This is a genomic window from Arenimonas composti TR7-09 = DSM 18010 (genome assembly GCF_000426365.1).
GTDB lineage: Bacteria > Pseudomonadota > Gammaproteobacteria > Xanthomonadales > Xanthomonadaceae > Arenimonas > Arenimonas composti.
This window is the reverse complement of sequence record NZ_AUFF01000002.1, coordinates 82,617-102,700: the sequence shown is the minus strand read 5'-3', so window position 1 is coordinate 102,700 and position 20,084 is coordinate 82,617. Positions and strand designations below refer to the sequence as shown.

General features: G+C 71.5%; 16 protein-coding genes. 5 read left to right on the top strand and 11 right to left on the bottom strand.

Annotated elements, in window-relative coordinates; translation table 11 throughout:
• Positions 1 to 3 precede the first annotated feature (3 nt).
• Positions 4 to 513, bottom strand: coding sequence for a hypothetical protein (locus K311_RS0104750; protein ID WP_026816374.1), 510 nt, complete (start codon positions 511 to 513; stop codon positions 4 to 6).
• A gap of 85 nt (positions 514 to 598) precedes the next feature.
• On the opposite strand from K311_RS0104750, the gene K311_RS0104745 reads away from it, so the two are divergent.
• Both K311_RS0104745 and K311_RS0104740 read left to right on the top strand, forming a co-directional pair.
• Complete coding sequence (locus tag K311_RS0104745) at positions 599 to 1,597, top strand: ABC transporter ATP-binding protein (protein ID WP_051239504.1); 999 nt, start codon at positions 599 to 601, stop codon at positions 1,595 to 1,597.
• Positions 1,594 to 2,355 (top strand): ABC transporter permease, encoded by a 762-nt coding sequence (locus tag K311_RS0104740; protein ID WP_026816372.1) that lies wholly within the window; start codon positions 1,594 to 1,596, stop codon positions 2,353 to 2,355. The genes K311_RS0104745 and K311_RS0104740 overlap by 4 nt, the downstream gene beginning before the upstream one ends.
• Before the next feature lie 93 nt (positions 2,356 to 2,448).
• Here the strand turns inward: K311_RS0104740 and K311_RS0104735 are convergent, their stop codons facing one another.
• The 8 genes from K311_RS0104735 to K311_RS0104700 form a co-directional block, all read right to left on the bottom strand.
• Entirely contained in the window at positions 2,449 to 3,054 is a 606-nt protein-coding gene (locus K311_RS0104735) for a trimeric intracellular cation channel family protein (RefSeq protein ID WP_026816371.1), read from the bottom strand.
• Between the two features lie 121 nt (positions 3,055 to 3,175).
• Complete coding sequence (locus tag K311_RS0104730) at positions 3,176 to 4,381, bottom strand: PQQ-dependent sugar dehydrogenase (RefSeq protein ID WP_026816370.1); 1,206 nt, start codon at positions 4,379 to 4,381, stop codon at positions 3,176 to 3,178.
• A 145-nt stretch (positions 4,382 to 4,526) separates the two neighbouring features.
• A complete protein-coding gene (locus tag K311_RS0104725) occupies positions 4,527 to 5,858 on the bottom strand; it encodes a PQQ-dependent sugar dehydrogenase (RefSeq protein ID WP_051239503.1) in 1,332 nt (443 codons plus the stop codon).
• On the bottom strand, positions 5,855 to 6,283 hold the full coding sequence (locus tag K311_RS15335) for a DUF2231 domain-containing protein (RefSeq protein WP_051239502.1): 429 nt from the start codon (positions 6,281 to 6,283) through the stop codon (positions 5,855 to 5,857). The genes K311_RS0104725 and K311_RS15335 overlap by 4 nt, the downstream gene beginning before the upstream one ends.
• A 166-nt stretch (positions 6,284 to 6,449) precedes the next feature.
• Positions 6,450 to 7,613: a zinc-dependent alcohol dehydrogenase gene (locus K311_RS0104715; RefSeq protein WP_026816368.1), complete on the bottom strand. Its 1,164-nt coding sequence runs from the start codon at positions 7,611 to 7,613 to the stop codon at positions 6,450 to 6,452.
• Complete coding sequence (locus K311_RS15330) at positions 7,610 to 8,137, bottom strand: hemerythrin domain-containing protein (protein ID WP_026816367.1); 528 nt, start codon at positions 8,135 to 8,137, stop codon at positions 7,610 to 7,612. The genes K311_RS0104715 and K311_RS15330 overlap by 4 nt, the downstream gene beginning before the upstream one ends.
• 133 nt (positions 8,138 to 8,270) lie before the next feature.
• Complete coding sequence (locus tag K311_RS0104705; protein WP_245570624.1) at positions 8,271 to 9,131, bottom strand: SDR family oxidoreductase; 861 nt, start codon at positions 9,129 to 9,131, stop codon at positions 8,271 to 8,273.
• Positions 9,132 to 9,218: 87 nt separating this feature from the next.
• The gene (locus K311_RS0104700) at positions 9,219 to 11,642 is read right to left on the bottom strand and encodes a catalase (RefSeq protein ID WP_026816365.1); all 2,424 of its coding nucleotides are present in this window, start codon (positions 11,640 to 11,642) and stop codon (positions 9,219 to 9,221) included.
• Positions 11,643 to 11,881: 239 nt separating this feature from the next.
• Between K311_RS0104700 and K311_RS0104695 the strand changes: the two genes are divergently transcribed.
• Positions 11,882 to 12,616 carry a hypothetical protein gene (locus K311_RS0104695; protein ID WP_026816364.1) on the top strand — a complete coding sequence of 245 codons (735 nt, stop codon included), beginning with the start codon at positions 11,882 to 11,884 and terminating at the stop codon, positions 12,614 to 12,616.
• 62 nt (positions 12,617 to 12,678) lie between these two features.
• Positions 12,679 to 13,272 (top strand): ECF-type sigma factor, encoded by a 594-nt coding sequence (locus K311_RS15325; protein WP_051239501.1) that lies wholly within the window; start codon positions 12,679 to 12,681, stop codon positions 13,270 to 13,272.
• Here the strand turns inward: K311_RS15325 and K311_RS0104685 are convergent.
• Both K311_RS0104685 and K311_RS17490 read right to left on the bottom strand, forming a co-directional pair.
• Complete coding sequence (locus K311_RS0104685; RefSeq protein ID WP_026816363.1) at positions 13,208 to 15,649, bottom strand: serine/threonine-protein kinase; 2,442 nt, start codon at positions 15,647 to 15,649, stop codon at positions 13,208 to 13,210. The two genes, K311_RS15325 and K311_RS0104685, sit on opposite strands and share 65 nt — an antisense overlap.
• Before the next feature lie 194 nt (positions 15,650 to 15,843).
• The gene (locus K311_RS17490) at positions 15,844 to 16,857 is read right to left on the bottom strand and encodes a VWA domain-containing protein (RefSeq protein ID WP_081683271.1); all 1,014 of its coding nucleotides are present in this window, start codon (positions 16,855 to 16,857) and stop codon (positions 15,844 to 15,846) included.
• A 267-nt stretch (positions 16,858 to 17,124) separates the two neighbouring features.
• Here K311_RS17490 and K311_RS0104675 point away from each other — a divergent pair, with 267 nt between their 5' ends.
• Positions 17,125 to 19,944 carry a M16 family metallopeptidase gene (locus K311_RS0104675; RefSeq protein ID WP_026816362.1) on the top strand — a complete coding sequence of 940 codons (2,820 nt, stop codon included), beginning with the start codon at positions 17,125 to 17,127 and terminating at the stop codon, positions 19,942 to 19,944.
• The last annotated feature ends 140 nt before the right edge of the window (positions 19,945 to 20,084 follow it).

Sequence of the window (20,084 nt, the reverse complement as noted above, 5' to 3'; positions counted from 1 at the left end):
GGATCAGCAGGCGAGGATGCGGGAGGTGTCGAGGCCGGGCGCGAACATGGCCTCGGCGCCGCTGAACATCGCGTAGAGGCGCGGGCCGGCGGCGTCGCGCTTGTGGCCGGCGAGGAGGAAGCGGCGGCCGTGTTCGTGCGCCTCGGCGATCGCCACGAAACCCGGCGTCGGCGTGTCCGGCAGGCCGCGGGTGACGCGACGGAACCCGGGGAAATCCGGCAGCGGCCCGACGTAGACGTCGACCGTGCCGCCGGAATGGCGCAGCGCTGCCGTCGTGGCCTCGCCGTCGACGCGCACGCCGGTCAGTTCCTCGCCGGCGCGCAGGCGCAGGCAGACGCCGGTGCCGGCGCCGACGGGCACCTGCTGGCCTGCATCGGCGGTCGCCGCCGGGGCCTGCCCCGGCCCCGACGTAGCGGGCGCGCCGCCTCCCGGCTGGCAGCCGGCGGCCAGCACGAGGGAAGCGGTGGCGAAAACCAGCGCCGCGCGCCGGCGGAAAGGCATGAACGTCGACATGCCGCTATGAAACCACGGCACGGCCCCGTGCCGCAGCCCGCGCGGATGCACTAGCCTGTCGCCCCGCCCGCGAGAACCGCGCCGCATGCCCGCGACCGCCACCGCCACCTCGTCCCCGCCACCGACCCCTGCCGCCGCCGGCGCGCCGATCCTGCAGCTGCGCGGGGTCGGCAAGACCTGGCCGAACGGCCAGACCGCCCTGCACGCGATCGACCTCGACATCCGCCGCGGCGAGATCTTCGCCCTGCTCGGCCCCAACGGTGCCGGCAAGACGACCCTGATCGGCAGCGTCTGCGGCATCGTGAAGCCGAGCAGCGGCACGATCGTCGTCGACGGCCACGACCTCGCCCGCGAGCCGATGCCGGCGCGCCGCAAGATCGGCCTGGTGCCGCAGGAGATCTACACCGACGCCTTCGAGTCGGTGTGGGCGACGATGCGCTTCAGCCGCGGCCTGTTCGGCTTCCCGCCGGACCCGGCCCACCTCGAACGCGTGCTGCGGGCGCTGTCGCTGTGGGACAAGCGCGACGCGAAGATCATGAGCCTCTCCGGCGGCATGAAGCGCCGCGTGATGATCGGCAAGGCGCTGACCCACGAGCCGAAGATCCTGTTCCTCGACGAACCCACCGCCGGCGTCGACGTCGAGCTGCGCCGCGACATGTGGGCGATGGTGCGCGAGCTGCGCGAGCGCGGCACGACGATCATCCTGACCACCCATTACATCGAGGAAGCCGAGGAGATGGCCGACCGCATCGGTGTCATCGACAAGGGCCGGCTGATCCTGGTCGAGGACAAGGCGGTGCTGATGCGCAAGCTCGGCCGCAAGCAGCTCACGCTGCAGCTGCAGGCGCCGCTGGCGGCGATCCCGGCGGCGCTGGCCGGACTGCCGCTGGAACTCGCCGACGACGGCCACGCGCTGGTCTACACCTTCGACGCCCAGGGCGAGCGCACCGGCATCGCCGGGCTGCTGCGCCAGCTCGGCGAGCTCGGCATCGGCTACCGCGACCTCAACACCCGCGAGAGCTCGCTGGAGGACATCTTCGTCGACCTGGTGAAACGCGGCGGTACCGCCGGAGGTGCGGCATGAACCTGCACGCGGTCGCGGCGATCTACCGCTTCGAGATGTCGCGCACCTTCCGCACGATCACCGAGTCGATCGCCTCGCCGGTGCTGACGACCTCGTTGTACTTCGTGGTCTTCGGCGCCGCGATCGGCGCGCGCATGGGCGATGTCGAGGGCGTCAGCTACGGCGCCTTCATCATTCCCGGCCTGGTGATGCTGGCGATCCTCAACGAATCGATCTCGAACGCCTCGTTCGGCATCTACATGCCGAAGTGGGCCGGGACGATCTACGAGCTGCTGTCGGCGCCGGTGACGTGGCGCGAGGCGGTGCTCGGCTACGTCGGCGCAGCGACGACCAAGTCGCTGATGATCGGCACGCTCATCCTGGTCACCGCGCGCTTCTTCGTGCCGTACACGGTCGCGCATCCGCTGTGGATGCTGGTGTTCCTGGTGTTGACGGCGCTGAGCTTCTGCCTGTTCGGCTTCATCGTCGGCCTGTGGGCGACCGACTTCCAGAAGCTGCAGGTGATCCCGGTGATGATCGTCACGCCGCTGACCTTCCTCGGCGGCGCCTTCTACTCGATCGACATGCTGCCGCCGCTGTGGCAGAAGATCGCGCTGGCCAATCCGGTGGTCTACCTGATCAGCGGCTTCCGCTGGAGCTTCTACGGCCAGGCCGACGTCGACGTGCGCATCAGCTTCGCCGCGATCCTCGTCTTCCTCGCGGCTTGCCTGCTGGTCGTGCGCGGAATCTTCACCACCGGGTGGCGCCTGCGCTCCTGAAACGAGAGCGAGAAACGAGGAACGAGTGAAGGCGCGCGTTTCGCGCGCGCGGGGCGCGCGGGCGTCCACTCGTTACTCGTTACTCTCTACTCGTTACTCGCCGCCCCCCGCAACGGGAAGGCGCCAGCCGCGGCGGATGGCGGCCAGGCGCAGCAGGAAGCAGAGGCCCGCGCCGGCGAAGGCGGCCGGCGTCGCGGGCAGATCGAACGCCGCGGCGATCACGACGACGAGGGCGCCGGCCAGCGCCGCGACCGCATAGAGCTCGCGCTGCAGCACCGCCGGGATCTGCGCGACCAGCACGTCGCGGGCGATGCCGCCGCCGATGCCCGACAGCACGCCGAGCATCACCGCCGCGAACGGGCCGGCGCCGAACTGCAGCGCCTTGCCGGCGCCGAGCACCGCGAACAGCGCCAGCCCGACCGCGTCGAACAACTGCACCGGATTGCGCAGGCGTTCGACGCGTTCATGCCAGGCGAAACAGACCAGGCCCGCCGCGATCGCCGTCACCGGATAGCGCCAGTCGGCGATCGCCGCCGGCGTGACGTCGAGCAGCACATCACGCAGCACACCGCCAGCGACCGCCGCCGCGATCGCCAGCACCAGCACCCCGAACAGGTCGAGGCGGTGGCGCACGGCGACGAGGCCGCCGGAAAGCGCGAAGGCGAAGGTGCCGATGAGGTCGGTGAGCGTAAGGAGCATCGCGGGGAGCCGATGAGTGCTGTAGGAGCGCCTTCAGGCGCGATGCGCGCGAAGCGCGCCTAAGAATTCGCGTCGTAGGGGCATCGCGGCTGAAGCCGCTCCTACAGGTGGGGCCCCAGCCTCAGCCGCCGGCGGGGGAGAGTTTCAGCAAGCGGCCCTCGCCGCCGTCGGTCAGGAGCCACAAGGCGCCGTCCGGGCCCTGCTCGACCTCGCGGATGCGCCGGCGCATGTCGAAGCGCTGGGCCTCGCGGGCGCCACCGTCGCCGTCGAACTCGATGCGGATCAGGGCCATGCCGGACAGGCCGCCCATGAAGGCATTGCCCTGCCACTGCGGGAAGGCGTCGCCGTCGTAGACCAGCAGCCCGGCCGGCGAGATCGACGGGTTCCAGAACACCACCGGGGCGCGGAATTCCGGCCGCGTCGGGTGGTCGGGGATGTCGCGGCCGTCGTAGTGGTCGCCATTGCTGACGATCGGGTAGCCGTAGTTGGCGCCGCGCTCGATGCGGTTGAGTTCGTCGCCGCCCTTCGGGCCCATCTCGTGCGCCCAGAGCTGGCCGGCGGCATCGAAGGCCAGGCCGAGCACGTTGCGGTGGCCGAGCGTCCACACCTGCGCGGCGACGCCGCCCTGGTCGGCGAACGGGTTGTCGGCGGGCACGCTGCCGTCGTCGTGCAGACGCACGATCTTGCCGAGGTTGCCGCCCATGTCCTGCGCCGGGGTGAACTCCTGGCGCTCGCTCGAGCTGATGTACAGCATGCCGTCGGGGCCGAAGGCGATGCGCTGGCCGAAATGGCCGTCGCCGCCGCGCTTCGGCGACTGTCGCCAGATCACCTCGAGGCCCTGCAGCGTGCCGCCGCCGGCCTCGTCGAGCACCAGCGTCGCGCGGCCGACCGCACTGCCGGTGCCGCCCGGCCCCGCCTCGACCCAGCTCAGATAGACCCAGCCGTTGTCGGCGAAACCCGGATGCAGCACGACGTCGCCGAAACCGCCCTGGCCGCGCTCGACCACCTCCGGCACGCCGCCGATCTCGCCGGCAGCGCGGGTGCCGGGATCGAACAGGCGCAGCACGCCGGCCTTCTCGGTGACCAGCAGGCGGCCGTCGGGCAGGAAGCTCATCGCCCAGGGGTCCACGAAGCCGGCGACGTCCTCGATCGCGAACGCGGTCGCCGGATCGGCGGGCGCGACCTGCGAAGGCTTCGCCGGATCGGTCGCGACCGGCACTTCGGCGTCGTCGGGGTCCGCATCGACCAGCGCCTGCCGGCCGTTGCTGTCGGTGCAGCCGGCGAGCGCGAACACCAGCGCGGCGGCGAGAACGGTGCGACGTGACATGGCCCTACTCCTGGCATTGCGTGCGGGCATGGTAGCTGTGGTCCACCTGCGACGTCCGGGAGAAGCATTCTTACAGGGATTCACACCGATCGAAGCCGATAGGGGCGAAAGGCATCCGATGGTTGCCTGCGCGGCCAATACCCTGTCAAAAACCCTGCCTCGCACCCCCCCGCGGCACTACCCGCCAGACGGTGTTCGAGAGGTCGTCGCAGACGATCAGCGCGCCGCGCGGGTCGACGGTGACGCCGACCGGGCGGCCGCGGGTCTTGCCATCGTCGCCGAGGAAGCCGGTGACGATGTCGACCGGGTCGCCGGCCGGGCGGCCGTCGCGGAAGGGCACGAAGACGACCTTGTAGCCGACCGGCGGATCGCGGTTCCAGCTGCCGTGCTGGCCGACGAAGACGCCGTCGGCGAAGTCGGCGCCCATCACCGGCGACGAGAACGCCAGCCCGAGCGCGGCCACATGCGAGCCGAGCGCGTAGTCGGGCACGATCGCCGCCGCGACCTTGTCGGGATCCTGCGGCATCACGCGGACATCGGGATTCGGGCCCCAGTAGGCGTAGGGCCAGCCGTAGAAGCCGCCGTCGCGCACGGACGTCAGATAGTCGGGCACCAGGTTCGGGCCGATCTCGTCGCGTTCGTTGACGACCGCCCACAGCGTGCCGCTGCCGGGCTGGATCGCCAGCGCGGTCGGATTGCGCAGGCCGGTCGCGTAGGGGCGGTGCGCGCCGGTGGCGGCGTCGACCTCCCAGACCATCGCGCGGTCGACCTCGGCGGTCATGCCGCGCTCGGTGATGTTGCTGTTCGAGCCGATGCCGACGTAGAGGAAGCGGCCGTCGGCGCTCGCCGCCAGCGCCTTGGTCCAGTGGTGATTGATGTCCGACGGCAGATCGGTGACGACTTCCGGCGCCCCGGCGGCGCGGGTCTGGCCGTCGCGGTAGGCGATGCGCAGCAGCTGGTCCTGGTTGGCGACGTAGATCGTGCCGTCGACGTAGGCCAGGCCGTAGGGTGCGTTCAGATCGTCGGCGAACACCGTCTGCAGTTCGTAGACGCCGTCGCCGTCGGCGTCGCGCAGCAGGCTCAGGCGGTTGCCGCTCTCGACCTGGGTCGTGCCCTTCGCCTTGATGTAGCCGGCGATCACGTCCTTGGGTTTGAGCTTCGGCGCGTTGCCGCCGCGGCCTTCGGCGACGAGGATGTCGCCGTTCGGCAGCACCAGGGTCTGGCGCGGGATGCCGAGGTCGGTGGCGATCGCGCTGATCGTCCAGCCTTCCGGCACGGTCGGCAGGCGGTCGCCCCATTCTGCGGGTTCGGCGATCTTCATCGTCGGCAGCAGGCTGCGTTCCGGAGTCGGCAGGTTCACTTCGGTGCCGACCTGCGGCGCGCCGGTGTCGCGGTCGCCGCAGGCGGCGAGCAGCGCGACGGTGAGGGTCGCGAGCGCGATCCGGTGGCAAAGGACGCGGGAGAAAAGCCGGTTCATGGCGTACCCCCCGTGCGCTGCAGCGGTACCGGCCGCGGCGGGGGCGGCAGCGCCGCGAACACCACGAAGCCGGCGATCACCGCGAGCAGCGACGACAGCGCCGACAGCACGAGGCCGGTGGGCATCACCGCCCACGCGTCGCGCGCGTGCACCAGGGCATTGACGAAGCCGAGGATCCACAGCGCTGCCTGCAGGACGACGCGCATCGTCGTGCCACCGTCGCGATGGCGGACGAGGTCGACGATCGCGAACACCAGCGCCGCCGCGCCGACCACCAGCGCGCCGACCAGCAGCCAGGACGCGAAATTCGCCCACTGGATCTGATGGCTCTGCCGGTAGGCCCAGTCGTTGAGCAGCACACCGAGGTGGAGCGGCACCGCCGCCGCCAGCAGGAAGGCGTGCGTGCGCCCTGGAGACATCTGCATACACGGGATCTCCCTTAACAACTGGGGTCAGATTCCCTCGTTAAGCGCGACCGCACCGTGAAGCAGAACCGGGGTCGGAGTACATTTCCCGGCCGCCGACCCGGAGTCAGCGGCCCGGAATGTACTCCGACCCCGGTTTCTTGACGCAGGAATCCGACCCCGGTTGTCAAGGGGTCAGGACGACCTTGCGGCAGTCGTCGAGCTTGTCGTTGAACATCTCGTAGCCGCGCGCCGCCTCGGCCAGCGGCAGGTGATGGGAAATGATCACTTCCGGCCGCAGCTCGCCGTTGCCGATCTTCTCGAGCAGCTCCGGCATGAACTTCGCGGTGTGGGTCTGGCCCATGCGGAAGCTCAGGCCCTTCTCGAAGGCGTCGCCGAACAGGAAACCGTGGATGAAACCCGCATACACGCCGGGCACGCTGATCACGCCGCCGCGGCGGGTCGCGGCGATGGCCTGGCGCAGCGCCTTGCCGCTGGAGCCCTCGAGCTTGAGGTTGGTCATCACCGTCTCGATCGCGCTGCCCTTCGCCTCGAAACCGATCGCGTCGATGCAGGCGTCGACGCCGCGGCCGCCGGTCAGCTCGATGATCCGCTCCGCCGGGTCGTCCTCGTCGTCGAAATTCACCGGCTCGACGCCGTAGGTCGCCATCGCGAACTGCAGCCGGTAGTCGTTGTGGTCGACCATGATGATCTGCTCGGCGCCGAGGTGGCGCGCGCACAGCGCCGACATCAGCCCGACCGGACCGGCGCCGAAGATCGCGACGCGCGAACCCGGTTTGACCTCGGCATTGAGTGCCGCCTGGTAGCCGGTCGGCAGGATGTCCGAGAGGAACAGCACCTGGTCGTCGCCGAGCACGTCGGGAATGTTCAGTGGGCCGACGTTCGCCTTCGGTACCCGCACGAATTCGGCCTGGCCGCCGGCGTAACCGCCGTACAGGTGGGTGTAGCCGAACATGCCGGCGCCGGGCGGGATCTGCTTCTTGTTCATGATCGCGCCACGCGCCGGGTTGGTGTTCTCGCAGGCCGCGTAGAGGTCCATGTCGCAGAAGAAGCACTGCCCGCAGGCGATGTTGAACGGCACGACGACGCGGTCGCCCGGGCGCAGTTCCGTGACGCCAGCGCCGACGCTTTCGACGATGCCCATGAACTCGTGGCCGAGGATGTCGCCGTCCTGCATGCCCGGCATCTTGCCGCGGTAGATATGCAGGTCGGAGCCGCAGATCGCGGTGGCGGTGACGCGCAGGATGATGTCGTCGGCGGCCTCGATCGTCGGATCGGGCACGGTTTCGACGCGGACGTCCTTCGCGCCCTGGTAGGTCAGCGCCCTCACGGTCCACCGACCTTCGCGGCGACCGCGCGCAGGCCGGACTTGGCGCCCTCCATGCCGAGCGCCATCGCCGCGGCCGGGGATTCCTTCCAGGCGGCGTAGGCCTCGTCGAAGTCGGCCAGTTCCTCGGCGCTGAACAGCTCGCGCGCCATCCGGAACATCGTGGTCTCTTCCTCGCGGGCGTGGTGGTCGATCAGCTCGCCGAAGACCTTGGCGCGGCCGGCGAATTCCTCGCTGGCGGTGGCGGCGGCCTTCACTGCCGGCAGCACCGTCTTCTCGACCGCGGCGTGCTCGAGCATCGCTTCGGCGTAGGTCTTGCGGCCGTCGCGGTCGGCGCGCTCGCGGAAGGCCGGATAGAACACCGACTCCTCCCACTTCGCGTGCGGGATCAGGTTCTGCTCGATCTTCATCAGCAGCTCGGCGCGGGTCTTCTCGGCGCGGTCGGTCGTTTCGTCGATGCGGGCGAACAGCTCGCGCAGGGCGTCGTGTTCGGCTTTGAGGGTGGTCAGGATGCTGCGGCGGGCCATGGCGATCTCCTCCGTGGGGAATAACAGCAGGGCTTAACAACTGGGGTCAGATTCCTTCGTTAAGCGCAATCGATTCCGGACCCACTGCGCCCGCTTAACGAAGGAATCTGACCCCAGTTGTTAAGCCCTGCTGTTATGGTTTGCCGGCGATGCGGCCTTCGCCGCCGGCGGCGTAAAGGGTTCCCGCCGGATGCTGCGGCGGGATGTTCTTCTGCTGGTTGCCGGCCTGGCGCGCGGCCATGCGGTCGGCGAAGGCCGGCAGCAGGGTCGAGAGCATGGTGTTCACGGAGGCCATCGCCCCGACCTTGATGTCGCGGCCGCCCTCCGTCGCCGCGCGCAGGATCGCCTCGGCGACCTGCTGCGCCTCGATCCGCGGCTCCGGCAGCTTCGGCTCCCAGTCCATGTAGTTGCGCGCGTGTTCCGGGAACGGCGTCTGGACCGCGGTCGGCTGGATGAGCACCACCTGCACCGGCGCGTTCTCGACCTCGAGTTCCACCCGCAGCGCGTCGGTGAATCCCTTCACCGCATGCTTGGAGGCGCTGTACATGCCCTGCAGCGGTACCACCGCTTCGGACACCTCGCTGCCGACGTTGATCAGCGTGCCGCCGCTCGCCTGCAGCGCCGGCAGCGCCGCCAGCGAGCCGTTGACGACGCCCCAGAAGTTGACGTCGAACAGCCGCCGCGAATCCTCCTCGCCGACCTCGACGAGGCGGCCGTAGATCGACACGCCGGCGTTGTTCACCCAGGTGTCGATGCGCCCGAAGGCGCCGAGTGCCTGGAACACCGCCGCGTCGACCGCGTCGCGCGAGGCGACGTCGGCATGCACCGCAACCGCGTGGCCGCCGCGCTCCTCGATCGCCGCGACCGCGTCGGCCAGCGTCTCGTCGCTGCGCGCGATCAGCACGACCTTGGCGCCGCGCTCGGCGGCGAGCAGCGCGGTGCACAGGCCGATGCCGGACGAGGCGCCGGTGATCGCGATCACCTGCTTTTCCACTGGCTTCTTCGTGGGTTCGGATATCGGCGACTCCTGTTTTGAGGAACGAGAAACGAGGAACGTGGAACGAGTGACGGCAATCGGGCGCTACACCAGCGGGGGATCCTTCTCCCTCGCGTAGTTGCGGTGCCGCGCGATCGCGGCGATGAAGCGCGCCGGCAGCTCGTCGTCCCATTCGTCTTCGGCGACCAGCGCGAAATCGTCGGGGTCGCGCAGGATGCCGGCGCCTTCGAGCAGGGCGTTGCCGTCGCCGACCGCGAGCATCGGCTTGTTGTGGCGGAACTGGTTCTGCAGGAACTCGGCGGCGCGGCCGTCGGTCTTCAGCGCCTCCAGTACGCCCGCCGGCACCGCGACCGCGTCGAACAGCGGACCGGGTTCGTTCTCGAACGAGGCGTCGGCATCGACGCCCTCGCCACCGCCGCCGTCGGCGAACGGGCCGATGCGCGGGCCGACCAGGCGCGCCACCGCGCCGGCGGCGAACAGTGCCGCCTGCAACCCGCGCACGGCCTCGGCATCGACGCCGTCGGCGACGAAGATCGCGACCTTGCGCGTGCGCGCCCCGCCCTCGCCGGGGAACGCCGCGATCGACAGCCGCGCCGACACCGTCACCTCCGGCTTCGGCGGCTTCGCGAGCGCCCGCGGCGCCGGCTCCGGCAGCGCGGTCCCGATGCCGTCGGCGACCGCCTGTGCCAGTCCCTCGTCGACGTTGCGCAGCAGCGACAGCATGCGCGCGCGGATCGCCGGCACCGTCACCTTGCTCAGCTCGAAGGCATAGGCCTGGATGATGTGCCGCTGCTCGACCGGGCTCTGGCTGTTCCAGAACAGCGTCGCCTGGTTGAAGTGCTCGGCGAAACGTTCCGGATGCACGCGCAGCTCGACGTCCTCGACCGGTTCCGGGAAGGACACGAACCCTGCCATGCCCTGCTGGAACGGACAGCCACCGGCGAGCGAGTTCGGCTCGTAACTCACCCGGCCGCGGTTGATCGTCTGCCGGTGGAAGCCGTCCCGCTGGTTGTTGTGCACCGGCACCACCGGCGCATTGATCGGGATCTCGTGGAAATTCGGGCCGCCCAGGCGCAGCAGCTGGGTGTCGACATAGGAATGGATGCGGCCGGCGAGCAGCGGGTCGTTGGTGAAGTCGATGCCCGGCACCACGTGGGCGGTGCAGAAGGCGACCTGCTCGGTCTCGGCGAAGAAGTTGTCCGGATTGCGGTTCAGCACCAGGCGGCCGACCGGCTGCACCGGCACCAGTTCCTCGGGGATCAGCTTGGTGGCGTCGAGCACGTCGAAGGAGAAGCGCTCGGCATCGGCCTCGCTGAACACCTGGATGCCGAGCTCCCACTCCGGGAACTCGCCGGCCTCGATCGCCTCCCACAGGTCGCGGCGGTTGTAGTCCGGGTCGGCGCCGGAGATCTTCACCGCCTCGTCCCAGACCAGCGAATGCACGCCGAGCTTCGGCGTCCAGTGGAATTTGACCAGCACCGCCTCGCCGTCGGCATTGACCAGGCGGAAGGTGTGCACGCCGAAGCCCTGCATCGTGCGATAGCTGCGCGGGATCGCGCGGTCGCTCATCAGCCACATCAGCATGTGGGTGGATTCCGGCATCAGCGACACGAAGTCCCAGAAGGTGTCGTGCGCCGAGGCCGCCTGCGGCATCGCGTGGTGCGGCTCGGGCTTCACCGCGTGCACCAGGTCCGGGAACTTCATCGCGTCCTGGATGAAGAACACCGGCATGTTGTTGCCGACCAGGTCCCAGTTGCCCTCGTCGGTGTAGAACTTCACCGCGAAACCGCGCACGTCGCGCGGGGTGTCCTTGCTGCCGCGCTCGCCCTGCACGGTCGAGAAGCGCACGAACACCGGCGTGCGCTTGCCGGCCTCGGCGAACAGGCTGGCGCGGGTGAGTTCGGTCAGCGGCGCGTAGCACTCGAAGAAGCCGTGCGCGCCGCTGCCACGCGCGTGCACGATGCGCTCGGGGATGCGCTCGTGGTCGAAGTGGGTCAGCTTCTCGCGCAGGATGAAGTCCTTCAGCAGCGCCGGTCCGCGCGCGCCGGCCTTCAGCGAATGCTGGTTGTTCGCGACCGGCACGCCCTGGTTGGTGGTCAGGCCCTGGCCGGTGGAATCGGCGCGCACGCGCTCGAGTTCACCGCGGTTGCGGTTCTCGCCGGGCAGCGCCGGTTCGGCCGCCTTCGCGGTCGAACCGAGTTCGCTCAGCGTGCTCGCACCGGTGGTGTCCGAAGGCGGATCGACCGCGAACCCCGGCGGCGGCGCCAGCCCGTCCTCGCGGCGATATTCGGCCGGCTTGTTCGGATTGAAGGGACAGGCGGCCGCGAGTTCCTGCGTCTCGGCGGCATGGCGCGCGAGCGCGTCGGCGACATCGCCCGGCGGCGGCGCGGCGGCGGCGCTGTCGGTGTTGCGGGCGTCGCTGGCCGCGGCGACGGCCTTGCCGCGGGACGCGGCCTTCTTCGCGGCGGGGCGACCGGCGCCTCTCGCCGGCGTCTTTCGGGTGGGCATGGGCGGCTCTCGCGGACGGGAACCGCCAGCAAACGACCCACCCCGTCGTCGCCGCGTGACCCGGGGAACCTCGACAGGGAAATCCTTTCAACACGGGGGAGCTTCACAACGGATAAGAGCCGATTTCACGGATTTGGTTCGGGGTCGTCGCCCGTCGCGACGCCTCCCCGGAGTAGCCGATGTCCGGATCGGGGCGCGGGTTCGCGTAAGGGCCCGGACCCGAGACCGAGGAATCGCCGATGTCGACCCCCCGTGCCGCCGTCTTGCTGTTGTCGCCGCTCGCCCTGTCCACCGCCGTCGCCGGCGCCACCGTTGCCGCGCCGGCGGCCGCGCCGGGGCTCGAGGACCGCGCGACCTGGGCCCTGTGCCTGTCCGGCGAGGGTTGCCGGCTGTGCAAAACCACCCTGACGCATGCCCAGGCCGATGCGGTGCTGGGCTCGATGGGACTGATCCAAGGGAACCCCGGCCACACCGTGGTGACGATGCGCCGCAAGGACGGCGAGTGGACCTGGTACTACGACGTCCGCCGCGGCCCCGCCGAGCTCAACGAGTATTTCGGCGGCAGCGGCGACCCCGGCATCGGCCAGTGCCCCAGCCTGCCCGGCGACATCGAGCCGCGCGACGGCCACTGGACGATCGCCAACGCGGCGCCGGCCGCCACCGGCTGCCCGGCCGGCGTCGCCGGGCAGGTCGCGGCGGTGCAGATGCTGAAGAGCGGGCCGGTGGTGTTCGCGCGGCCTTTCCGCGCCGGCTCGGCGCTGCCGGATCCGGCGGTGAGCTGGGTGCAGGTCGCGCCGAACCGGCACAGGGGCCACTTCGCGCCGGCAGGACAGACGGCGATGCAGGCGCGCTACGAGTTCGAGGTCGTCTCGGAGGAGGCGATGCGGGGCACGCTGACCGTATTCGTCGCGATCCCCGGCCAGCCGCAATGCCGCATCGAGACGCCGTTCACCTACACCCGCACCGGCGACTGAAGGTCCACGGATCCGCACGGGCGGGGCGTCGCGCCGCCGGCGGCGTGCTACCGTCGCCGGCGATGGCCCCCGACACCGGTTTTCCCGACGCCGACGGCGCCCCCGCGGAACCCGCCGACAGCCCCGCGGTGCTCGCCACCGCGGCGAAGCTCGTGCCGCTGCTGATGGACGACCTGCGCCGGCGCGCCCGCCACGAACGCCGCCGCGTGCGCGCCGGCGAGACCCTGCGCACCACCGCCCTCGTCAACGAAGCCTTCCTGCGGTTGCAGCGCAGCGAGGGCTGGATGGGCGAACTGCATTTCCTGCGCGCGGCGGCGCTGGCGATGCGCCAGGCCCTGGTCGACCACGCGCGGCAGAAGCTCGCGGAAAAACGCGGCGGCGGCCGGGTCGAATCGCTGGACGAACTGCCGCACGAGCCCTTCGAACTCGCCGACGAGCGCCTGGTCGAACTCGACGAGGCGCTGCAGCGGTTGTCGCAACTCAATCCGCGCCTGACGCGGATCATCGAATGCCGTTTCTTCGCCGGCTATTCCGAGGTCGACACCGCACGCGTGCTCGGCATCACCGACCGCACGGTGCGCCGTGACTGGGTCAAGGCGAAGGCGTGGCTGTACCAGGCGCTGGGCCCGGAGCCGGCGCCGACCACGCCGCCCTGAGCGACTGCGCCTGCTGCTGCAGGCGGGCGCCGGCGGCGCCGGCAGCCGCGGCGATCGCCTCGACCTGGGCGAGCAGGTCCTCGGCCCCAGCGCGGTCGCCCTGGGCCGCGCGCACGCGCGCCAGCGCCAGCGCGGCGACGCCGACACCGGGGTGGCGCTCGCCCAGGGTCTGCTTCGCCGCCGACAGCGCGATGCCGGCGGTGGTCTCCGCCGCATCCGGCTCGCCGAGCGCGAGTTCGGCCTCGGCGACGCCGGCCAGCGCCGAAACGTGGTGCAGGCTGCCGGCGCCGGCATAGCGCTCGCCCATCGCCGCGGCATCGCGCAGCAGCGGCAGCGCGCGCGCCGGCTCGCCGTTCTGCAGCGCCAGCTTGCCGGTGTTGTTGAGCAGGGCCGCGGTCGCCGCGGACGGGCCGTAATGGGCGCGACGGATCGCCACCGCCTGCGCGAACAGCGGCTCGGCGGCGGCGGGGCGACCGGCGGCGACTTCCACCGCGCCCCAGTTGTTCAGCGTGTTCAGCGCGTCCGGCTGCTGCGCGAGCCCGGCCGCTTCCCAGACCTTCGATGCGGCGGCGAAGGCGTCGCGCGCCTCGTCGAGCCGGCCGGCGCGGAACAGCGCGACGCCGAGGTTGTTGTGGAAGACGCCGGTCTCCGGGTGCCCGGCGCCGCTGATCGCGATGCGTTCGGCCAGCGCGGCACGCAGCAGCGCGAGCGCCGCCTCGCCGTCGCCGGTACCGGCCAGCAGCTGCGCTTCGAGCAAGCGGCTGTCGACCAGGCGCGAGCGCCAGCGCTCCGGATCCGAGACCCAGAACGCCTGCGCCTGCGCCAGCAGCGTGCGCGCCTCGTCGGCGTCGCCGCGGCGCAGCCTTACCTGCGCGAGGTCGTAGCGGCCGGCGGCGATGTGGCCGGCGTCGACCTTCGCCGGGTCGGCGTCGGCGAGGCGGCGCAGCAGCGGCTCGGCGGCCTCGTAGTCGTTGAGCAGGAAATACAGTTCGCCGAGCGCATGCAGCACCGGCGCGCCGGCGTCGGGCGCGCGCGCGAACTCGTCCTCGATGCGGCGGGCGGCGCCGTTCAGCACCTCGCCGGCGCTCACGTCGCCGCCCTGCTCGCCGGCGCTGCGGAACATCAGGTAGACCGCCTGCCGCACCGCCTCGAGCCGCGCCTGTTCGGCGAGTGCGTTGTCGCGCTGCAGCCGCGCCTCGCGCGCCTGCGACAGGGCGACGCCGAGACCGCCGGCCAGCGTCGCGACCACCAGCACTGCCGCGGCGACCGGGCCGCGGTGCCGGCGCAGCCAGCGTGCCGGCGCATGCCAGCGCTCGCCGCTGCGGGCAGCGAGCGCGTCGCGGGCCAGCGCGCGGCGCAGGTCGTCGGCGAAGCGCTCGACGCCGGCGTAGCGCCGCGCCGGATCCGGATGCAGCGCCTGCGCGAGGATCGCGTCGAGGTCGGCGAACAAAGCGCGCTCGCGACCATCGCGCTGCCAGCGCGCGCCGGCGCCGGTGTCGCGCAGGCGCGGCGGCGGCCCGGCGAACAGGCGGGCGAGCGCGGCCGGCGTCGGCAGCCCGGCGGTCTCGCGCGGCGGCCTGCCGCTGGCGAGCCGGTAGGCGAGCGCGGCCAGCCCGTACGCGTCGGCGCCGGCGTCGACCTGGCCGCCGGCGAGTTCCGGCGCGGCGTAGTCGAAGTTCAGCGCGGCGCTGCCGCCGGCTTCGTCGCCGAGGGCGCCGGCGATGCCGAAATCGATCAGGCGCACGCGGCCGTCGTGATCGACCAGCAGGTTCGCCGGGCTGACATCGCGGTGCAGCACGCCGCGGGCGTGGGCATGCATCAGCGCCTCGGCGGCCTGCAGCAGCAGGCGCAGGCGACCGGCGAGGTCGAGGCCGCGCGCCTCGCACCAGGCATCGATGCGGTCGCCGTCGATCCGCTCCATCACCAGCCACGGGCGACCGCCGTGCAGGCCGCCGTCGATCAGGCGGGCGATGCCGGGATGCTCGAGCCGCGCGAGCAGCTGGCGTTCGTGCTGGAAGCGCAGTGCGGCGTCGGTGTCGGCGGCGTTCAGCAGTTTCAGCGCCGCCGGCTGCGCGAACTGGCCGTCGTCGCGCTCGACCGCATGCACCTCGCCCATGCCGCCACGACCGAGCGGCGCGAGCACCCGCCAGGCACCGACGCGTTCCCCCGGCGACAGCACCGGTGGCGGCGCCTCGCCTGCCCCGCGCGTCTCGAGGAATTCCCCCGCCTCGGCCGCCGCGACGAACAGCCGCCGCACCGCCGCGACCACGTCCGCCGGCGCCTCCTGCGCCGCCAGCCAGGCCTCGCGCTCGGCCTCCGGCAATTCCCAGGCGGCGTCGAACAGCGCCTCGATCTCCGACCAGTCGGCTTGCGGCATGCGCTCTCTCACTCTCCCCTTGCCGAAGCATCCCGGGGATCGGTGGCTCCGGCAAGTCGAGGAACGAGAAACGAGGAACGAGAAACGAGAGACGGCCCGCGCGCCTTGCGCGCGAAGAACCGGGGTCAGAGTACTTTTCCGGGCGGTTTACTCCGACCCCGGTTTTTCGCGGGAAACGCGCGGTCTACTCCGACTCACTCCACTGCCTCTTCGTCCTCGACGAAGATCAGGGCCACGCCCTCGCGGATCCCCGCCACCCAGCCTTCGCCCTCGTGTTTCAGGGTGACGGCGAAGTGGTGGCCTTTCAGGTGGCAGCGCGGATAGCTCACGAAATAGCTGCCGGTCGGTTCGTAGTGCCAGCCGGCGCACTGGGTGTTCTCCAGGCAGATCCGCTGGCAGTCCTCGGCGGTCTGATCGACGGTGAAGTCGAGGTTCTCGAGGCCCGGGGCCTCGCCGGGGGTGAGCGTGATGTCGGTGTAGGGCCACAGCGCATAGCCCTCGATCCACTGCTCGCCTTCGCGCGCCTTCACATTCGGATGGCCCGGCGCGGCTTCCGGCGCGGCCGGCGGCGGCGGCGGTTCGGCGGCAGCGACTTCTTCCAGCGCGGCGTCGAGGCCGGCGGCGTCCTCGGCCTCGAAGTAGCGGCCGCCGGTGGATTCGGCCAGGCACTGCAGCTGCGCGCGCGCCGGCCCCTCGCGCAGGTCGAAGCCGATCACGTGCGCGGTGAAGTCGACGCCGGCCGCCTCGAGTTCGCGGCCGAGGGCGCAGGGATCGGCGTCGCAGGTCTCCTCGCCGTCGCTGACCAGGATCACCGTCGCCTTCTGTTCGCTGAAGCGCAGCAGTTCGGCGGCCTGGCGCACCGCGGCGCTGATCGGGGTCATGCCGCGCGGATTCAGCGCGCCGGCGCGGCGGCGGATCGTCGAGGCGTCGAAGGCACCGACCGGCTGCAACAGCTCGATGTCGTTGCAGTCGCCCTTGCGGCGATGTCCGTAGGCCATCAGCCCGAGGTCGCCGCCGGACCATTCGGCGAGCATGCGGTCGATCGCCTCGCGGGCGATCGTGATCTTCGGGCGGCCGTCGATCTGCCCCCACATCGAACCGGACGCATCCAGCACCAGCAGGCTCTGCGGACGCGGCTCGGCGGCCGGCGCGGCGGCGCTCGCGAGGCCCAAGGCAAGGGCGATCGACATGACAGGGCGGGTCTTCATCGGCGGCTCCGGTGCGGGTTGAAGCCGGCCCTTACGCAGCCCCGGCCCCGAATCCGGACATGGGTGCGAACGGGAACGCAGATTTCGCGGATCAAGGCGGACTCTGCGTTTTGACGCGACACCCCGGTTCCCGGGTCCGTGACGTTCGGCCGGCCCGGCGGCCGGGGGGTGGTGCTAGCTTGGCCGTCGCCCGCGCCGGCGGGGAATGCAACCCGGCGCCCGTGAACTGCATCGCAAGCACGTCCCTTCCGCCGCCCGGAGCCTGTCATGCGCCCTGCCCGTTTCGTCCGTTCGTCGCTGTTCGCCGCCCTGATCCTCGTGTTCGCCGCTCCCGCGCTGGCCGCACCGCCACCGCCGCCCGCGCCGGTGCCGGTGGCCGAGCTGGTGCGGGAGGTGGCGATTCCGTACGAGCAGTTCACCCTCGACAACGGCCTGCGGGTGATCGTGCACACCGACCGCAAGGCGCCGGTGGTCGCGGTGCAGGCCTGGTACAACGTCGGCAGCAAGGACGAACGCGCGGGGCGCACCGGCTTCGCCCACCTGTTCGAGCACATCGGCCTGTTCAACCCGACCGAGAACCTGCCCGGCGGCCTGATGCAGCCGCTGCGCGCGCTCGGCGCGACCGACTGGAACGGCACGACCTGGTTCGACCGCACGAATTTCTTCCAGACCGTGCCGACGCCGGCGCTCGAGCAGGCGCTGTACATGGAGAGCGACCGCATGGGCCACCTGCTCGGTGCGCTGAACCAGGAGCGGCTCGACAACCAGCGCGGCGTCGTCCAGAACGAGAAGCGCCAGGGCGACAACCAGCCCTACGGCCTGGTCGAGTACGCGCAGCTCGAGGCGCTGTTCCCGGAAGGCCATCCGTACCGGCATTCGACGATCGGCTCGATGGCCGACCTCGACGCCGCGACGCTCGAGGACCTGCGCAACTGGCACCGCGAGAAGTACGGCCCGAACAACGCGGTGCTGGTGCTCGCCGGCGACATCGACGTGGCCACCGCGCGCCGCCTGGTGCAGCAGTACTTCGGGCACATCCCGCGCGGGCCGCAGAACGTGCCGGCCGCCGCCGACGTGCCGACGCTGCCCGCGCGGGTCGACATCGCCCTGCACGACCGCGTGCCCGCCACGCGGCTGTACCGCACCTGGGTCGTGCCCGGCCTGACCGATGCCGATGCCGCCGAGCTCGACATCGCCGCCACCGTGTTCGGCGGTCTCAACAGCTCGCGGCTCGACGAGGTGCTGGTGCGCCGGGAACAGGTCGCGGTGCGGGTCACGGCCTCCTACCAGGCCTTCCACCGCATCGGCCTGTTCGAGGTCAGCGTCGACGTGAAGCCGGGCGAGGACGTCGAGGCGGTCGGCAAGCGCCTGGACGCGCTGATCGCCGACTACGTCGGCAGCGGCCCGAATGCCGACGAGGTCGCGCGCGCGCAGACGCAGTGGCTGTCGAACTTCATCCGCGCGCTCGAGCCCACCGGCGGTTTCAGCGGCAAGGCGGTGGCGCTGGCCGAAGGCGCGCTGTACGCCGACGACCCGGGCTTCTACGCGCAGCGGCGCACCCGCGAATACGCGCAGGCGACGCCGGAGAGCGTGCGCGCGGCGATGGCGCGCTGGCTGACGCGGCCGGTGCTGGCGCTGAGCGTCGCGCCGGGCGAGCGCGAGGCCTATGCCGAAGCCGCCGCCGAGCGGCCGGCGCCGGCGCCGGTCGAAGCGCTGGAGTACAGCGCGCGCGAGCCGATGCCGCCGATCGGGCCGATGAAGTCGCTCGACTTCCCGGACGTCGAGCGCATCGCGCTGAGCAACGGGCTGGAGGTGAGCTACGCGCGGGTCGCGACGGTGCCGCTGACCCAGGTCGCGATCGAGTTCGATGCCGGTGTCGCCGCCGACCCGGCGAACGCGCTCGGCACCCAGCAGCTGCTGCTGTCCCTGCTCGACCAGGGCACCCGCTCGCGCGACGCGCTGCGCATCGCCGAGGACAGCGAACGCCTCGGCGCCACCGTGACTGCCAGTGCGACGATGGACCGCACGGTGGTCCAGCTCGGCGTGCTCAGCCCGAACCTCGCCGGTGGGCTCGACCTGCTCGTCGACATCGTGCGCAACCCGGCGCTGGACGAGGCCGACATCGAGCGCGTGCGCGCGCAGCAGCTGGCACGCATCGCCCAGGAGCGCGCGTCGCCGAACGGCATCGGCGCGCGGGCGCTGCCGGCGCTGCTGTACGGGGCCGGGCATCCCTATGGCCGGCCGCAGTCGGGGCTGGGCGATGCCGAGGTCGTCGCACGGCTCGGCCAGCGCGAGCTGAGCAATTTCCACCGCCAGTGGTTCCGCATCGACAACGCACGGCTGTTCGTGGTCTCCGACCGGCCGCTGGCGGAACTGCGGCCGCTGCTCGAGGCCGCCTTCACCGACTGGGAGCAGCCGGCCAACGCGCCGCCGCTGAAGCACTTCCCGGCGACGCTGCCGGCGCCGCGGCCGCGCATCGTGCTGATCGACCGGCCGCAATCGCCGCAGTCGCTGATCCTCGGGGCGCAGGTGCTGGCGGCGAGCGGGCGCGACGACCTCGTCGCCTTCAATGCGGCCAACGAGGTGATCGGCAACGGCTTCCTGTCGCGCATCAACCAGGACATCCGCGAGACCCGCGGCTGGTCCTACGGCGTCAACGGCCGGCTGAGCCAGACCTGGGAGCGGTCGCCCTACGTCATCACCGCGCCGGTGCAGGCCGACCGCACCGGCGAGTCGATCGCGGCGCTGCTGCAGCAGTACCGCGACTTCCTCGGCCCGCGCGGCGTCACCGCCGCGGAGGCGCGGCGGACGATGGACGGCAGCGCGCGCTCGATCCCCGGCCTGTTCGAGACCTCGGCGGCGGTGCTCGGCGCGATGCGCGGCAACGCCCTGTTCGGCCGCCCGGACGACTACTGGGAGAAGATCGCGGGCCGCTACCAGGCGCTAGACCCGGCGACGATGGACGCGGCGGCGCGGCGGCTGCTCGACGCCGAGGCCTTCACCTGGGTGGTCGTCGGCGACGCCGCTGTCGTACGGCCGCAGCTCGAGAAGCTGGGGCTGGAAATCGAAGTGCAGCCCACCCCCTGACGGGGACGTACCCCGTAGGAAGGGGACGTACCCTGTAGGACGGGGTACGTCCCCGATTTGCCCGGGAATTGCCAGATTCGCGGCGGAAACTGGCGCTCCCTCATCCCACCGGGGACGTGCATCGCCTAACGGTGTACGTC